Origin of the sequence: Mammaliicoccus sp. D-M19, assembly GCF_022386695.1 — a bacterium.
In the GTDB taxonomy this organism is placed as follows: Bacteria; Bacillota; Bacilli; order Staphylococcales; family Staphylococcaceae; genus Mammaliicoccus; species Mammaliicoccus sciuri.
In genome coordinates this window covers 87,581-104,792 of the sequence record NZ_JAJNHW010000004.1, presented here as the reverse complement: position 1 = coordinate 104,792, position 17,212 = coordinate 87,581, and the positions used below count along the sequence as shown (strand labels likewise).

The window sequence follows — 17,212 nt, the reverse complement described above, 5'->3', positions numbered from 1 at the left end:
TAGTATATCTTAACGATTAATTTAAAGGGGGTAAATGATGTTTGATATCGTATCTTTTCAACTGTTTTTAATCACAGTGCTAATCATCTGTATCACACCCGGTATTGATATGATGTTTATACTAAATAGAAGTATTTCACAAGGTAGAGATGCAGGTATATATTCAGCATTAGGTGTTTCGGTAGGTGCAGTCGTTCATACTATACTGTCAGGATTAGGCTTGTCCGTTATCTTACAAACTTCCGTTGTTTTGTTCACGATTATTAAAATTGTCGGAGCAGTTTATTTAATTTATCTAGGTATACAAATGTTTATAAGTAAACAATCTTCAATCTCTATAAATAAGACCGTGTATCAGTCTCGTAGAAAATTATTTGTACAAGGTGTGATCACGAACGTTACGAATCCTAAAGTAGCACTATTCTTTATTTCCTTTATTCCACAGTTTATTTCAGTGGATAATCAGTATGGACCAATACCATTTTTAATATTGGGCAGTATTTTTGCAGTAATGGGTGCGATAACATCATTTATCATTGCTATCTTTTCAAGTAGTTTAACAACAAAATTAAGAGATAATATCGTAGCAGAAAAAATTATTAATAAAATAAGTGGAGCAGTATTTGTCATATTAGGAATAAGTCTATTCGGTACAAAATCATAAAGATGAATAAAATGGCTCGGGACATTGAATGATGTCCCGGCCATTTTTTTATATTGAGGAATAGTAGGTGGAATGAAGGGGCTTGTATTTATCAAGACGAGTGAAATAAGATAAATAGGAGGCTTGTATTTATCAAGACGAGTGAAACAAGATAAATAGGAGGCTTGTATTTATCAAGACATGTGAAACAAGATAAATAGAGGCATTGTATTTATCAAGACGAGTGAAACAAGATAAATAGGAGGCTTGTATTTATCAAGACATGTGAAACAAGATAAATAGGAGCCGTGAACATTGCAAGCGAGGCACGACTAGCAACATTGGAGCCTTGAACATTGCAAGTGGGACGTAACTAGCAACATTGGAGCCTTGAATATTGCAAGTGAGGCATGACTAGCAACATTGGAGCTGTGAATGTTGCAAGACTCCCGAAACAAGCTACATACCTCCTCCAAACCGCCGAACCCCCGAACCTCAGAACCCTCGCCACTTCATCTCCCTCACCTCTAAAATCTCGTATACGCCATTCGGATGATTTTTATATAAATGTATGAAAATTACGAACTTTCAATTTTTATATGAATTTTTTGTGCTAAAATTTTAAATGTGTAGTTATAAGGGGAGTGTGGACGATTATGAAGGTATTTGCAAAATTGGGCTGGTTTATTAAACAAGAACGGAAAAATTATATTTTTGGCATTCTCATTTTATTACTTGTTGCGCTGATTGATTTGTTGCCTCCACAAATTATTGGTCGTGTAATTGATGGTATTAGCTTTAATACTTTAACGGGAAAGACGCTTCTTATTTATCTCATCATTTTATTTCTTGCTGCTGTATTAACATATGTATTTCGATACTATTGGCGCATTATGATATTCGGGGCGAGTATGAGATTAGGGAAGATATTAAGAGAGCGACTGTATCACAAGTATACGTCGATGAGTCCTTCTTTTTTCCAAGAAAGACGCACTGGGGATTTAATGGCACATGCTACAAATGATATTAGAGCTGTTCAGAATACTGCAGGGGGTGGCGTTCTTACAATTGCTGATTCACTAATGTCTGGAGGTGCTGTTCTGATTACTATGGCGATTACAGTTGATTGGCGTTTAACTTTAATTGTTATGATTCCACTTCCTATTATGATTGTATTAACGAGTTATTATGGAAAGTTGCTTAACCGCGGTTTCAAAAAAGCACAAGCTGCGTTTAGTCAATTGAATGATAAGACTCAAGAGAGTATTGCTGGGATAAAAGTCACAAAGACATTCGGTTATGAAAAAGATGATCAAGCAGATTTTAAGCAACTTAGTGATGATGTCGTATACAAAAATTTAAAAGTTTCTAAAATTGATGCGTTGTTTGATCCAACCATTATGTCAGTAATTGGTGTCAGTTATTTTTTAGCAATATTCTTTGGCGCAAGAATGGTGATTCAAGATGATATTACAATTGGACAACTTGTTACATTTACAACTTATTTAGGGATGATGGTTTGGCCACTGCTCGCACTTGGATTATTCTTTAATATTGTTCAAAGAGGTCATGCATCATATGAAAGAATTAATGAAATTACCAATGTTCAAAATGATGTCGATATGGAAGTTAAGACTGATATGATTCCTGAAGGGGATATTCACGTCGACATTCAATCTTTTAAATTTCCAAACGATGATAATGTGGCATTACATGACATTCATTTCACGATTGAAAAAAGTACTACATTAGGCATTGTCGGTCGAACAGGATCAGGTAAAAGTGCAATCATTCGTTTATTATTACGCGAATTTGATACGAAAGAAGCAGATGAAATCATATACGGTCGTCATCCATTGAGTTATTTTGATATTCGTCATTTAAGAGCGCAATTCGGTTATGTACCTCAAGACCACTTTTTATTTTCGACTTCGATAAGAAATAACATTGCTTTTAGCGATCCTACTATCGATGATGACATCATTCATAACGCAAGTAATATTAGTTATATTCACCAAGATATATTAAGCTTTCCTGAAGGATACGATACAGTTGTCGGTGAGAGAGGTGTATCATTATCAGGTGGTCAGAAGCAAAGGATATCTATCGCAAGGGCATTAATTATGAATCCACCTGTACTGATATTAGATGATTCATTATCAGCAGTAGATGCAGAAACTGAAGAACATATACTTGAAAATATGCAGAACGTTAGACAAGGTAAGACCAATATTATTACAGCTCATAGAATGAGTGCTGTCAGTCATGCTGATATGATTATCGTGATGGATGAAGGCACAATCATTGAACGAGGTACACATCACGAGTTGATGAATCTTAAAGGTTGGTATTATGACACGTATCAATCACAAGCGTTACATGAAAAGCTTGCGAGTAGTCTAGATGAATTGGCAAAGGGGGATGACAACGATGGCACAAAATCATAATTTAACTGCCAAAGATCAGTTTGATGTACTCAAAAGATTAATTAAATATACGTTCCCCTTTAAAGGTATCATTGCACTTGCTTTCTTGATGCTGACGATTTCGACAGTTGCAAGTGTCGCAACACCTTATTTAGTAAAAGTATTTATCGATGATTATTTAACACCGCGTGTATTTCCAGAATCTGATATGACATTACTTATTGTGATATTCTTTGTCGTTCAAATCATCGGTGCTGTAACAACATATTGGAATGTATACTTATTTCAATATTTAGCTTTTAAAGTCATTCAACAATTAAGAATTGATGCTTTTGATAAAATTGGCCAACTAGGCATGCGCTATTTTGATAAAGAGCCAGGTGGTAGTATTGTATCAAGGTTAACGAATGATACGGAAGCCATTGTAGAAATGTTTATTGGTGTATTTTCATCATTTTTAATGGCATTATTTATGGTTATTTCAAGTTATGTCATGATGTTTATTTTAGATTTTAAATTGGCTTTAATGGCACTTGTATTTGTACCCATTATAGTTGTCATATTAGCACTTTATAGAAAATATTCTGCTATATACTTTTCTCAAGCGAGACAGCTTTTATCAGATTTAAATGCGAAGTTAGCTGAATCTATCGAAGGTATGAGGATTATTCAAGTATTTAATCAAGAAAAGAGATTACAAAAAGAATTTAATGAAATTAACGATGATCACTATGAATTTAATATGAAGACTGTCAAAATTGATGGCTTACTTTTGAGACCGGCAATCAGTATGATTTCTGTATTTGCGGTCATTATGATCTTAAGTTACTTCGGTATATTGAGCTTTTCTGGTGGCATTACAGCAGGTGTTGTATTTGCATTCGTACAATATATGGAGCGTTTCTTTGAACCGATTAACCAAGTCAGTCAAAATTTAAACGTACTTCAACAAGCACTCGTATCAGCGAGTCGTGTATTTAAACTTATCGATAATGATATGCTTGAACCCGAGCAACAAGAGTGTCAAGATTTTCATATTACTGATGGTAAAATTGAATTTAAAGGTGTAACATTTAGTTACGATGGCCAAAAAGATGTATTAAAAAATATATCATTTACCGCAAACCCAGGTGAAACAGTTGCACTTGTTGGGCATACAGGTTCCGGGAAAAGTTCAATTATTAATTTGTTTATGAGATTTTATGAATTTGAACAAGGTGATATTTTAATCGATCAACAATCGATTAAGCAAATACCAAAAAAGGAAATGAAATCTAATATTGGGCTTGTGCTTCAAGATGCATTTATTTTCTATGGAACGATTACATCAAATATAAAATTGTATCACCCGACGATGACTTTTGAAAAAGTGCAAGAAGCGGCTGAATTTGTAAATGCAGATCAATTTATCAATAAATTACCTGGGAAATATGAACATAAAGTAATCGAAAAAGGTAGTGCATTTTCAAGTGGAGAAAGACAATTGTTAGCATTTGCAAGAACAATCGCAAGTGATCCAAAAATATTAATACTGGATGAAGCAACAGCTAATATTGATTCAGAAACAGAAGCGCAAATTCAAGCATCTTTAGAAAAAATGAGAAAAGGCAGAACAACATTAGCGATTGCGCATAGACTATCAACTATTCAAGATGCCGATCAAATACTTGTATTGAATAAAGGTGAAATTGTTGAAAAAGGCACACATGACGAGTTGATTAAACAAGACGGTATTTATCACAAAATGTATTTACTTCAAAATGGATAAAAGCACGAACTGATCAGACGAAAGTGTCTGGTCAGTTTTTATATATGTAATTATGTATAATAAACAGTAATAGATAAATAGAGGAGGATTTTACATGGGTGTTTTTGATGTAGATTATAATAAAATAACTGAGCGAACACAATTTCCATATGAAATCGAAGTGATTCATCACACTTGGATAACGATGCAAGATGGTACGAAATTATCAGCTAAAATCTGGCAACCTAAGACTGACACTAAGACTAAAGGTGCGGTATTAGAATATTTACCATATAGAAAAGATGAATTTACAGCTTTACGGGATGAAATTAGACATAAATATTTTGCGGGGTTTGGGTATACTGCTATTCGAGTTGATATAAGAGGAACTGGGGATTCTGAAGGTATTATCGAAGACGAATATCCGTTACAAGAACAAGATGATGCATTGGACATTATAGATTGGATAACAAACCAAGAATGGTCAAATGGCTCAGTAGCAATGATCGGTAAATCGTGGGGAGGATTTAACGGATTACAGGTTGCTACGAGACAACCAGAAGCATTGAAGACCATTATCTCATTATGTTCAACGGATGATCGATACGCGGATGACGTTCATTATAAAGGCGGAACGCTTATGGCTTCTGATATGCTTTGGTGGGCTTCAACGATGTTTGCATATAATGCACGACCAGCTTTTCCGAAATATTTCGGTGATAATTGGTATGAAAATTGGTTAGATCGTTTAGAACATACACCACCGTTTGTGGAAGAATGGGTTAGTCATCAAACAAGAGATGATTATTGGAAGCACGGTTCTATCAATGAAGACTATTCAAACATTTCCATTCCGGTATTAACGATGAGTGGTTGGGCTGACGGCTACACAAATGCTGTGTTTCGTTTAATGCGTCATTTGAATGTTCCAAAGAAAGGTATTATAGGACCTTGGGCACATGAATTTCCAGATGTCGCAATTCCTGGACCTCAATTTGGATATTTACAAGAAGTTGTCGCATGGTTAGACAAATGGATGGAAGCGGATGAACATATTAACCATAAAGATGAATTTCTTGTTTATGTTCAAGATAGTGTAGAACCACAAACTTCATACGACTATCGAGAAGGAAAATGGCTAGATTTATTAAAAGAAGATATCAAGTCGAAAGATATTTTTAGTAGTATGACGCAAGAAATCACATTGAAAAATAATCAACAACATGGTCTTTATTCAGGCGTGTTCTGTCCTTTTGGCCAAGAAGGGGACTTACCTGATGATCAAACAATCGATAATGCTTTAGCATGCTCATTTATGGTTGAAACGTATGGTGAAACATTGAATGTCATTGGACAACCTGTCGCAAAGCTTCACGTTAAATCAGATTGTGCTTATGGCAATATACATGTGCGTATTTCCGACGTGCATCCTAACGGCAAGAAGACATTGATTACGAAAGGTCAGCTGAATCTAAATCACTATAAGAGTCATGAAACACCAGAGACACTACCGATTAACGAGTATATCAATGCAGAAGTACCACTAGATGTTATAGGCTATCAAGTACCAGCAGGACATAAAATAGAAGTGTCTATCTCACCTACATATTGGCCACAAATTTGGCCAAGCAAAGAGATAGCAAATATAAAATTGGATTTAGAGTATTCACAATTGATATTACCTTTAGTTAATCATTTTGAAGAAGTTCAATTAGATTATCCTTTATCAGAAACAGCCCGGCCTCTAGAAAAAATCATTCATAGAGAAGGGTCTCGAACGAGAGATGTGACGAAGCGGTTAACGACCAATGAATGGGAATTAAGAGATTATTCAGATGAAGGATTGAGAACGTTAAAAGATAGTCATATCACATATGGAACAGAGAACTTAAATATCTACACAATTAAAGAAGACGATCCATTATCAGCCAAAGTCCAATGTGATTGGAAAGTGATCGTTAAAGATGATGATATAGATACTGAAGTAGAAACATTTAGTACAATGACATGCGATGAAGACTATTATTACTTATATAATAAAGTCGTAGCTTATAATGAAGGCGAACAATGCTTCTCAAAAACATGGAAAAAGAAAATAGAACGGGACTTTACTTGAAGATGAAATTTGAATAGAAGAATAACGCACGAAGACTGAGAGATATCGTGCGCTAATATTTGAAAAGTCATATGTTCTTTTTCAAATAACATATAAGAAAAACCGCGAAAACTAACAGCTTACGTAAGTTTTCGCGGTTTTTTTAATCTATATAACGATATGACATTAATTCTTGTAACATTTGAATTTCTTCTTGGAGTTTGGCGCCGATGTTTGTATCTCGAACTTTCTTTCTTTCGAGTTCTTCATCTACAACACGTCGAACGGATAGTTCGTCAGCACCGTTGAGTAGTACATTTTCTTTTGTACCAAAGTGTTTGTGGGCAACGAGTTGCATACCAAATGAATTATACAATAATGTATAGCCTGCGATACCTGTTGTAGATTGATAAGCTTTTGAAAATCCACCGTCTATAACAATCATCTTGCCATTTGCTTTAATTGGATTTTCACCATCAATTTCTTTAACAGGTGTGTGACCGTTGATAATACGACCTTGTTCAGGGTCTAAATCAAATTCTTCTAACATTTTGCGACACATATCGCTATCTTCTCTTAAATAATAATAAGGGTTTTTTTCTTCTTTATGTGATACTTTATCTTTTATAAAATATCTTTCGAACGTTGTCATGGCACGTTTACCAAATAATGAAGAATATTTACCTGTCCATAAATACCAAATTAAATCTGTAGATAAATCATCTGTTTCATGTTTACGACTAAATGAATTTCTAATATGATATTCGAATTGGTCTAATAACTCTCGCCCATTATAGACTTTACCGTCAATTTCCATTTCTTCCATATTACCTTGTTCATCTACGGGTATACAGCCATGGATAAGTAAATTGCCATTATATTTTAAGTATAAGTTACCTTTTTTCATTAAAAAGTTCATATGACGTTTCAGTTTTTCGGATTCTTGTACAGAAAGTAGAAGTTTATTAATAACTTCCTCTTCTTCTTCGTTTAGTTGTGCTGGATTTGTTGGATCAACTGTTTCAAAGCATGTATTTTCTAACTGATACGTTTGACCGTAAATAGTAATCTTATTGTTATCGTAGTTTACTTTTTCGAGTAGAAGTCTTTCTTCCATATCAAATGAAGGACGACGTTTAATAATTGGACTTTCTAGTTTAAATTGAATGATGGCGATTGCTTGATGAATCTTAGTGATTTGAAGTTTTTCTTCTTCTGATAGTTCTTTGTCGGCATGTTTTTTTGGATGAAATGCAGTATTGTCGCCGTAATATTTTTCAGCTAAATTAACTAATGGTCGCAAATTAATTCCATATGCATCTTCAATGATATCTAAATTATCATAACGTGCGCATATTCTTAAAATGTTAGCTAAACATACTTTTGAACCAGCATAAGCGCCAATCCACAATACGTCATGGTTACCCCATTGGATATCAACAGAATGATAATTGATTAACGTCTCCATAATTTTATCGGGTTCAGGACCACGATCATAAATATCTCCTACAACATGTAAATGGTCAACGACTAATCTTTGAATCGTGTATGCTAAACCAATAATCAGTTTATCTGATTGGCCTAGTGAAATGATTTTTTGAACAATTGTTTCGTAGTAAGTCGTTTTATTGTTATAAACATTACTTTTATATAGTAACTCTTCGATTATGTATACGAATTGTTTTGGTAAAGCTTTACGTAACTTAGAACGTGTATACTTACTTGAAGCGTATGAAATAAGATGAATCATCTGTTGAATTGTTTCAATATACCATTCATTTAGTTCCGATTTCGATGCAAATTGATTTTTAACAAGTTTCAATTTTTCTTCTGGATAATAAACGAGTGCAGCAAGGTCGCTAATATGTTCTTCAGAATGTGTATCTTTAAATATGTCATTAATTTTAGCTCTCACATTACCAGAACCATTTCTTAAAACATGTTGGAATGCATGATATTCACCATGTAAGTCACTTACGAAATGTTCTGTGCCTTTAGGTAAGTCTAAAATAGATTGTAAATTAATAATTTCAGTTGCTACTTTTTCTTCTTCATCAAACTTTTCTGCTAATAAATTTAAGTATTTTGCTTTTAAATTCTGGATGTCGTATTGAGTCATAAAAAAATTCACTCCGTTCATCATTTCGAGATTTTTTATTTAGAAATTAAACCTACCATTTAAGATATAGTATAACACATTAAGCGTTTTCTTTTATGGTTTAAGATTCACTTCTATAGTCTAAATATATATAAAGGAGTCGATCATTCATGGTATGTAAAATAGATAGAATTTATAATAATCTTGATGAAAGAGGTATAAGAGTATTAGTGGACCGAGTATGGCCGAGAGGGCTATCTAAAGACAAAGCAAATTTAGATTATTGGTTAAAAGACATCGCGCCATCTAGTGAATTAAGAAAATGGTTCAATCACGAACCAAGTAAATTTGAAGCATTTAAAGAAAAATATAAACAAGAACTCGAATCAGGAGATCAACAAGAAGCTTTAAATAAACTAAAAGAAATTTATAAAGAAAATAAACAAACACTCATCATACTGTATGGCGCCAAAGACGAAAAACACAATCAAGCAATCGTGTTGAAAGAAATATTGGATGGGTGAGTCTTCGCTTAAGTACTAAATATAGCCAAGAGATAGGGTAAGTCATGGCTTAAGTACTGAATAAAGCCAAGAGATGACTCAAGTCATGCCTTAAGTACTGAATAAAGCCAAGAGATGACTCAAGTCATGGCTTAAGTACTGAGTAAAGCCAAGAGATAGGGTAAGTCATGGCTTAAGTACTGAATAAAGCCAAGAGAAAGCCCAAGTCATGGCTTAAGTACTGAATAAAGCCAGGAGATGCCCGAAGTCATGGCTTAAGTACTGAGTAAAGCCAAAGAGATAGTCCAAGTCATGGCTTAATGTCCGAGTAAAGCCAAGAGATAGTCCAAGTCATGGCTTAAGTACCGAGTAAAGCCAAGAGAAAGCCCAAGTCATGGCTTAAGTACCGAATAAAGCCAGGAGATGCCCGAAGTCATGGCTTAAGTACCGAATAAAGCCAAGACTTCACCCGCAATTGCCTCCTAGTCTTGGTCCAACTCCATCTTTCTCCCTACTTTATACACCTATTAAACTGTTGATATATATCTACTGCGGTTTCTTGTGATTCTATACCGCGTACGTTCATACGACCGTCTTTGAATAAGGTCATGGTCATATCATCATATTCTATAAATTTTACATATGCGTTTTCTTTAGCAATTTGTCCTGGAAAATGATGTGCTAATTCAAATGCGTGTTGTTTAAATCTAAACAGGAACGTATCTCCACATAATGCTTCTATTGATGAAAGGGGTGGTGTGTTTAATGCTTGATATATCCCTTGTTCACATACAACGCAGTCATTGTCTTTTAATAAATTGATATTTGTTGACCGTATGTTCATTTCAAATGTATCTATTGTTATGAGCTTTTTAGAAAAAGATTTTCCTGCAACATATCTGAGTAATTCTGACACTTCGTAACTGGCTACTTGTTGAACGACTGGTGGTAGCACGCCGTTTATAGCACAACTTTCTCCAGTTTGAGGTACGCTTTGCAAAATACATCTTAAGCAAGGTCCACTATAATCAATTGCATAAACGGTCCCTTTACTTCCGACTGCAGCGCCATATATCCATGGTATATTTAATTTATGGCAAACTTCATTGATTAAAAAGCGCATATCAAATTGATCCATGCCATCGATTACAATATCTGGTTGGACATTTTTAATAATGGTTTCAATGTTTTGTGTCGTTAATTCTTGGTTGATAGCATTCAATTCAACATGATGATTAATTTGTGTAACTTTCCTTTTTAAAGCAACGACTTTAGGGAGCATTTCCTGTGCATCATGTTCATCATAGAGTGCTTGACGATGTAAATTAGAAAGCTCAACAATATCCATGTCGATTATCGTTAATTGATGGGCGCCCATGCGAGCAAGTAGTTCTGCAACATGACTGCCTAATGCACCTGCACCCAATATCATTATACTGGTATTCTGCAATTTTTCTTGACTATGCTCGCCGAACTGTTGAAACTTCATTTGTCGCCCGTAACGTTCCATTACAAGAATCCTAATCCTTCAGTTGGGCTTGATGCTTGTGCTGTATATTTAACAGGAATTCTTCCTGCTTCATAACTCAATAGACCGGCTTCAATACCTAATTTCATCGCTTCAGCCATTTTTACAGGGTCTTTCGCACTAGAAATGGCAGTATTCAATAAAATTGCATCTGCGCCAAGTTCCATCGCGAAACAAGCATCTTTCGGTGAACCAATACCAGCATCCACGATAACGGGAATGTTAGATTGTTCAATGATATATCTTAAATTAAGTGGGTTATTAATGCCTATGCCTGTTCCAATTGGAGAAGCTAGTGGCATAATCGCGTGAACACCTAATGCTTCAAGTCGTTTAGCTAACACAACATCACACGAAATATAAGGACAGACAATATAGCCTTTATCTAATAATATTTCACATGCTTTATAAGTTTCGATTGGGTCTGGCAGTAAAGTTTTATCATCTCCAATGACTTCTACTTTAATTAAGTTGCAAAGCCCAGCATGATTGGCAATTTCTGCAATACGTACAGCTTCTTCTGCAGTATGTGCACCAGCAGTATTAGGAAAAGTAATAAAGCGATTTAAATCAACATTTGCTAATGGGTTAGGTAATGATTTGTCATATAAATTCATTCTTCTAACAGCAAAAGTCAGCACTTCTGCGCCTGATGCTTGGATTGCTTTAGATTGTATTTCTTCATCTTTAAATTTACCAGTACCTAATAATAATCTTGAGTTGAGTTCATATGGTCCTATTTTTAACATTTTATCCGCCTCCAACAAATTCTAGTAGTTCTAATCTATCTGATTCTCTAACAGTAATATCATTAAATTGTTCACTTTTAATGAGTGTATCGTTCCACTCGACGATGATTCTATCTTTATCTAATTCCAGAGAGTCTAGTAAATCTGACAACGTTAACGCATCTTCAAAATTAAATTCATCACCATTAATGATACATTTCATAAATGGACACACCTCCTCACTTTAAACGCTTCTAATAACGTAGGTCTTACTTCATAAACAATCCATTCAGCCATTAATTTGCCGATTATAGGTGACAGTAATATGCCATTACGATAATGGCCCGTAACAATATATAAATCTTCATCGATTTCATCCATAATGGGCCACTCATTATCAGTGTATGGTCTAATGCCCGACCATTTATGAATGAGTCGACTACTTGATAATAATGGAATGTATTTACATGCCTGACGCATTAACCAATTTTCTCCTTCAACTGATGTGCCAACAGTATAGTCATCTACATAACTCGTTGCACCCACTAAAAATCGATTGCCACGTTTCGGCACAATGTAACAGCCATTCGTCATGAAAAGTGTTTGTTCTAATTTTAAGTCTGGATGTTCTAACAGTAGAACTTCGCCTTTAACACCTGTTACTTTTGGCTCAATTTCATAGTCTGCTAATAACTGATGACTCCATGCACCTCCAGCAACAATGACCTTTTTGGAAAGTAAAATTTGATTTGCAGTGAGCACTTTAAACGAATCGTTTAAGCGATGTATGGATTTAACTTCAGTATGATAAATGCGTTCAATTCCTTTATACTCAATAGATTTCAATAAAGCTTTAGCATATTGATTGGCATTAATTTGGCCATCAAATGGAATATAAATCGCTTTATGATTATAGGAAATCGTATGATTTGAAAGGTGACGAAGTGATTGACTATTTAATGTAGTAACTGAACGATCACGTTTATTTAAAAAACGATATTGCTCAGTTAAGCTGTCGATATCATCTCGTGATGCGGCCATTTTAATTAAACCGTGTGCTTGATAATCAATATTGATATTCGTCTCTTTATATAACGTGTGACTGAGTGATTCGAAATAATCTCTCGAACGTAATGCAAGTTGATAAAGGGGTGTATCTTCAATAAATTCATTTTGTGCACCTAACATCCCACCAGCTTTATAAGATGCGTGTAATCCAGGAACATCTCGATCTATCACAGCGATAGACAACGAATCATTTTTAAGGGCTAATTCACGCGCAATAGACATCCCCATGACGCCAGAGCCAACAATTAACATGTCATACATATGCAAGCCACTCCTCTCTTAATAACTGAATTTCACGCGAACTTCGATCTCTGAAAAATGATATTGCACAAACACCTTCAAAGCCATGAGGCAACGACTTAATAGAATGCGTATCTATGCCACCAATTGCATAAACAGGAATATCTATAGATACTGCATCCTTTATGTCTTTAGAAGACCTTGGTTTAAGACCATCTTTAGAACACGTTTCAAACACGTGACCAAAGAATACGAAATCTAAAGACCACTCACGTGCGCGTTTCACAGTTTCAACTGAATGTGTAGACATACTAACGGATATATGAGGGTGAAGCTTTTTAAATTCAAATGCTTGCACGTCATCTTCACGAAAATGAATAAAATTTAAATCATATTTTTCAAGTATGGTCATATCAGAATGAATCATTAATTTCGTTTGCGAAAAGCCATTTGCTAATAAATAATCAAACGCCCAGCATAGATCATCATGTGTCATAGGCACTCTCAGTAATAACAAATCAATCTCTTCTGCAATCTCTATATAATGTTCTAAATCATCAACATCTAAGTCTTTATACGGTGTAACAGCAATAAACAATGAAATCACTCCAAATAAAAAACGCTATTTTTCTGGATAGAAAAATAGCGTAAAAATTTAATTATAAGTATAAGTAAGCTTATATACGCCACTTTCCTACGCCAGTATGAACTGGATCAGGTTCAAGGAATCCCGAAGTCACTACTTCAGTCTCAGCCTATAATAAGGCACTTCCAGTGGACATTTATTCAGTTATTACATCCATTGTACATATAAAAGTAAGAATGTTCAAATTTATATGTTATTTAGTTACAACCCAAATTATTCCATTCTATTAATTTTTAAATTTTGCGAAATAAAATTTTGATAACTAACTATTTATTAAAATAGAAAATAATATTGACATTGATAACTATTATCAATTAAATTATAAGGTGGAAGGAGAATTTCAAGAAATTTACAAAGGAGGTATATTATGAAAAGGTTTAAACAAGTTTTAAATATTGGGTTATTAGTACTTATTTTATTATCAGTAGGCGTAGGTAAGGTGGCTTCTGCTGATGTTAAGGATGGTACTTATGACGTTGATTACACAGTATTGAAACATGGTACTTCAGATGTTTCGATTGCAAATGATTATTTTAATAAACCAGGTAAGTTAGTAGTTAAGAATGGCGAAAAGCAACTTCAATTAACGATGAATCACAGCCATTGGATTAAAGGTATTACAGTTGATGGTTCTGCTGAAAGTATCGTAAGTGAAGACAAAGGTTCAGACGTTAGAACGTCTAGCTTTAAAGTGAATTCTACATTTGGCCAACTTGCTGGAACAATTGATGTTTATATCAATGAAAAAGTCGATGGTAAACCGTTCTTATACGATAACAAATACAAAATCACATTTGATGTGAAAGAACCTTCTGGCCAAGCTGCGGCAGTTTCATCTAGTGATGCTTCAAAGAATTCAACAGCAGCATCTTCTAGTTCAAATAGTAGTACACCAACTAATGGATCTGCAACTTCTTCACAAGATGTGAAAAATCCTCAAACGAGCGCAGGCACACCGGTAATGATTACAGTCCTTCCAATTGTTGCAGGTATGTTATTAATTGCTACGTTTATGTTCAATAAAAAATTGAAAAGAGGCATAATTAATGAAGAAAAGTGTTAAGTCATTATTAGCGTTTTCTTTATTATTCTCAACTCTTTCATTCAACACTTATGAACCGCTTAGTCATACAACAATGAAAAAAGTTGAAGCAGCAGAAGAACAAGCATCAGCAGTGGAAAGTAAGACAATTGATTTTGTAGTTAATAAAGATAAATCAAATGAAATATCTTATATGGATCAATATATGGTGAAACCAGCAAAGGTATATTTTGAGAATGGGGAAACGTATGTTGAGATGACTTTGAAAAGCGCTTCTTATTGGAAGTCATTTGAACTGTATGATGAATCAGGCGCAATTGCCATTCAAACAGTTAAAGAAGATCATCAAGCTGATACAAAAGTCATAAAGTTTAAAGTTAAACCAGGTAGCCAATCGTTTACTTCAAAAGTTCACATTGTTGTACCGGCAATCAATTATGACAACAAATATACGACTCATGTAAATTTTAAAGAAGTTATTCCTAGTGCACCGACAACTCAGAATTCAAATCAACAAGATACAGGAAAAATAGATTCAAACAATAAAGAGAAAGACGATTCAAACCAATCAACGACTGACCAAAAGCAGGATAATGCAAATCAGAATAATGAAGATACACAACAAGCACCTGCAAAGGATTCGAATCATGAGAAACCACAAACAGAACTTCCAAAGCAAGATACACCAAAGAACGATGAAAAGCCGATAACAAAAAAAGAAGTGCCAATTCCTGATAAAGTTAAAAATCCGACTGGCTCCAACCAAGGATCAACTATTCAAGAAAAAGCAACTTCAACGTTAGGTTACATGGTCTATAAAAATGGTTCAAGTGAAATATCTTATATGGACCAATATATGGTGAAACCTGCACGTATCGTTGAAGAAAATGGTAAACAATATGTTGAACTAACATTGAAATCAGCTTCATATTGGAAGTCATTTGAATTATTCGATCATGATAAGAAATTAAATGTCACAATCGTTTCAGAAGATCAATCTGCAGATACAAAAATCATTCGCTTTGAAAAGCCGAAAGATTTAAAAGTATTAACATCTAAAGTGCATATTGTTGTACCAGCGATTAACTACGACAATCATTACACAACACGTATTGAATTTGATAAAGAAGCGGCATCTGTCAATGTAAATACAGACACAAGTGATGAACAGCAACGATTTGTCAACACACCAAGTAAAGATGATGACACTAAAGGTCATGACTCTCAAAATGTTCAACACAAGCAGACAACACCGACAGATGACCAAAAATCCGAATCTTCAAATGCTTCATCTGGAGCAAATAGTTCAACAAATCATAGTTCATCACCTGTCACACCTTCAAATCAAGCTGCGACAAGTGGTAACAATGAAACAAGTACTACAAGTGCAGATAAAGTGAGTCCAAGTTTCGATCGTAATGCAGATGGTTCAACAAACATGAAACTCGTTAATCCTTCAACAAGTAGCAGTGGAGATGCGATGACATATGCACTTATATTCAGTGGTGCAGTATTGTTATTAGCTGGTTCATTCTTCTTAGGTAAGAAGCGAGCATCTAAATGAAAATCAAATCGCTATTAATTTTAATGATTATATGTAGCTGTCTACTTGCGGCTTGTAACATCAACTTTAGTAAATCATCAGAACCTTCAAGTAAACAAAAGAAAGAAGAATTTAGAATCGTACCAACTACTGTAGCTTTAACGGAAACTTTAGATGCATTAGATTTAGATATCGTAGGTAAACCGACAACTTATAAAGATTTACCGAAGCGATACAAAGATGTACCTGAAATTGGTCAGCCTAAGAAACCGAATGTTGAAGTTGTGAAATCACTTAATCCAACACATGTATTAACTGTTACAACAATTAAATCTGAGATGGATCCAGTGTTTGAACAACTTAAAATGAAAGGTACTTATTATGATTACGACAGTTTAAATGGTTTGAAGAAATCTATCACCGAAATGGGTAATACGTTCAATCGTAAAGAACAGGCTAAAAAACTTAATAAAAAGTTTGATAATGCCGAAGCTGAAATTAAAGCTAAGATTCAAGGTAAAAAACGCCCTAAAGTACTGATTCTTATGGGTGTACCCGGTAGTTATCTTGTAGCAACAGAACACTCTTATATTGGTGATTTAGTGAAAATTGCCGGAGGAGAGAATGTTATACAAAATGAATCAAGAGCATATTTAGCCTCTAATACGGAAGAACTTTATAAAGTCAATCCTGATATTATTTTAAGATTGCCACATGGTTTTCCAGACCAAGTAAGAGAAATGTTTAAGAAAGAGTTTAGTACAAATGATATATGGAAACACTTTGACGCAGTTAAAAATAATAGAGTTTATGATTTAGAAGAAATACCATTTGGCATAACAGCAAGTATTAAAGCTGACGATGCGTTAGTACAGCTTTATGACATTTTATATCATAAGTAAAGA

Annotated in this window: 14 protein-coding genes and 1 riboswitch; of the genes, 8 read left to right on the top strand and 6 right to left on the bottom strand. The window is 34.4% G+C overall.

Annotated features, from left to right (window positions below; translation table 11 throughout):
- Positions 1–37 precede the first annotated feature (37 nt).
- The 4 genes from LQ675_RS10160 (at position 38) to LQ675_RS10145 (ending at position 6,932) form a co-directional block, all read left to right on the top strand.
- A complete protein-coding gene (locus LQ675_RS10160) occupies positions 38–664 on the top strand; it encodes a LysE family translocator (RefSeq protein ID WP_048540705.1) in 627 nt (208 codons plus the stop codon).
- 635 nt (positions 665–1,299) lie between these two features.
- Positions 1,300–3,090: an ABC transporter transmembrane domain-containing protein gene (locus LQ675_RS10155; protein WP_239727878.1), complete on the top strand. Its 1,791-nt coding sequence runs from the start codon at positions 1,300–1,302 to the stop codon at positions 3,088–3,090.
- On the top strand, positions 3,074–4,837 hold the full coding sequence (locus LQ675_RS10150) for an ABC transporter ATP-binding protein (protein WP_075578392.1): 1,764 nt from the start codon (positions 3,074–3,076) through the stop codon (positions 4,835–4,837). The genes LQ675_RS10155 and LQ675_RS10150 overlap by 17 nt, the downstream gene beginning before the upstream one ends.
- 94 nt (positions 4,838–4,931) lie before the next feature.
- Positions 4,932–6,932: a CocE/NonD family hydrolase gene (locus LQ675_RS10145; protein WP_075578393.1), complete on the top strand. Its 2,001-nt coding sequence runs from the start codon at positions 4,932–4,934 to the stop codon at positions 6,930–6,932.
- Positions 6,933–7,074: 142 nt separating this feature from the next.
- On the opposite strand, the gene LQ675_RS10140 is transcribed toward LQ675_RS10145, so the two are convergent.
- Positions 7,075–9,030, bottom strand: coding sequence for a fructose-bisphosphatase class III (locus LQ675_RS10140; protein WP_048540709.1), 1,956 nt, complete (start codon positions 9,028–9,030; stop codon positions 7,075–7,077).
- Positions 9,031–9,179: 149 nt separating this feature from the next.
- Here LQ675_RS10140 and LQ675_RS10135 point away from each other — a divergent pair, with 149 nt between their 5' ends.
- Positions 9,180–9,533, top strand: a complete 354-nt coding sequence (locus tag LQ675_RS10135) for a DUF488 domain-containing protein (RefSeq protein ID WP_107601815.1) — start codon at positions 9,180–9,182, stop codon at positions 9,531–9,533.
- Between the two features lie 490 nt (positions 9,534–10,023).
- Here the strand turns inward: LQ675_RS10135 and LQ675_RS10130 are convergent, their stop codons facing one another.
- The 5 genes from LQ675_RS10130 to LQ675_RS10110 are packed head-to-tail and all read right to left on the bottom strand — an operon-like array spanning position 10,024 to position 13,674.
- A complete protein-coding gene (locus LQ675_RS10130; RefSeq protein WP_239727866.1) occupies positions 10,024–11,022 on the bottom strand; it encodes a ThiF family adenylyltransferase in 999 nt (332 codons plus the stop codon).
- Complete coding sequence (locus tag LQ675_RS10125; protein WP_239727855.1) at positions 11,022–11,789, bottom strand: thiazole synthase; 768 nt, start codon at positions 11,787–11,789, stop codon at positions 11,022–11,024. Before LQ675_RS10125 ends, LQ675_RS10130 begins: the two co-directional genes overlap by 1 nt.
- A 1-nt stretch (position 11,790) precedes the next feature.
- Entirely contained in the window at positions 11,791–11,991 is a 201-nt protein-coding gene (gene thiS, locus LQ675_RS10120; RefSeq protein WP_025905802.1) for a sulfur carrier protein ThiS, read from the bottom strand.
- A complete protein-coding gene (gene thiO / locus LQ675_RS10115) occupies positions 11,988–13,097 on the bottom strand; it encodes a glycine oxidase ThiO (protein ID WP_048540713.1) in 1,110 nt (369 codons plus the stop codon). The genes thiS and thiO overlap by 4 nt, the downstream gene beginning before the upstream one ends.
- Positions 13,090–13,674 carry a thiamine phosphate synthase gene (locus tag LQ675_RS10110; protein WP_275590064.1) on the bottom strand — a complete coding sequence of 195 codons (585 nt, stop codon included), beginning with the start codon at positions 13,672–13,674 and terminating at the stop codon, positions 13,090–13,092. The genes thiO and LQ675_RS10110 overlap by 8 nt, the downstream gene beginning before the upstream one ends.
- A gap of 76 nt (positions 13,675–13,750) precedes the next feature.
- Positions 13,751–13,859, bottom strand: a riboswitch (TPP riboswitch).
- Positions 13,860–14,089: 230 nt separating this feature from the next.
- Between LQ675_RS10110 and isdC the strand changes: the two genes are divergently transcribed.
- Genes isdC through isdE form a run of 3 tightly spaced genes read left to right on the top strand, consistent with a single transcriptional unit; the run spans position 14,090 to position 17,209 of the window.
- Positions 14,090–14,785 (top strand): heme uptake protein IsdC, encoded by a 696-nt coding sequence (gene isdC, locus LQ675_RS10105; protein ID WP_239727853.1) that lies wholly within the window; start codon positions 14,090–14,092, stop codon positions 14,783–14,785.
- Positions 14,769–16,328 carry an NEAT domain-containing protein gene (locus LQ675_RS10100; protein ID WP_239727841.1) on the top strand — a complete coding sequence of 520 codons (1,560 nt, stop codon included), beginning with the start codon at positions 14,769–14,771 and terminating at the stop codon, positions 16,326–16,328. The genes isdC and LQ675_RS10100 overlap by 17 nt, the downstream gene beginning before the upstream one ends.
- Positions 16,325–17,209: a heme ABC transporter substrate-binding protein IsdE gene (gene isdE, locus LQ675_RS10095; protein ID WP_048540717.1), complete on the top strand. Its 885-nt coding sequence runs from the start codon at positions 16,325–16,327 to the stop codon at positions 17,207–17,209. Before LQ675_RS10100 ends, isdE begins: the two co-directional genes overlap by 4 nt.
- Positions 17,210–17,212: the final 3 nt, after the last annotated feature.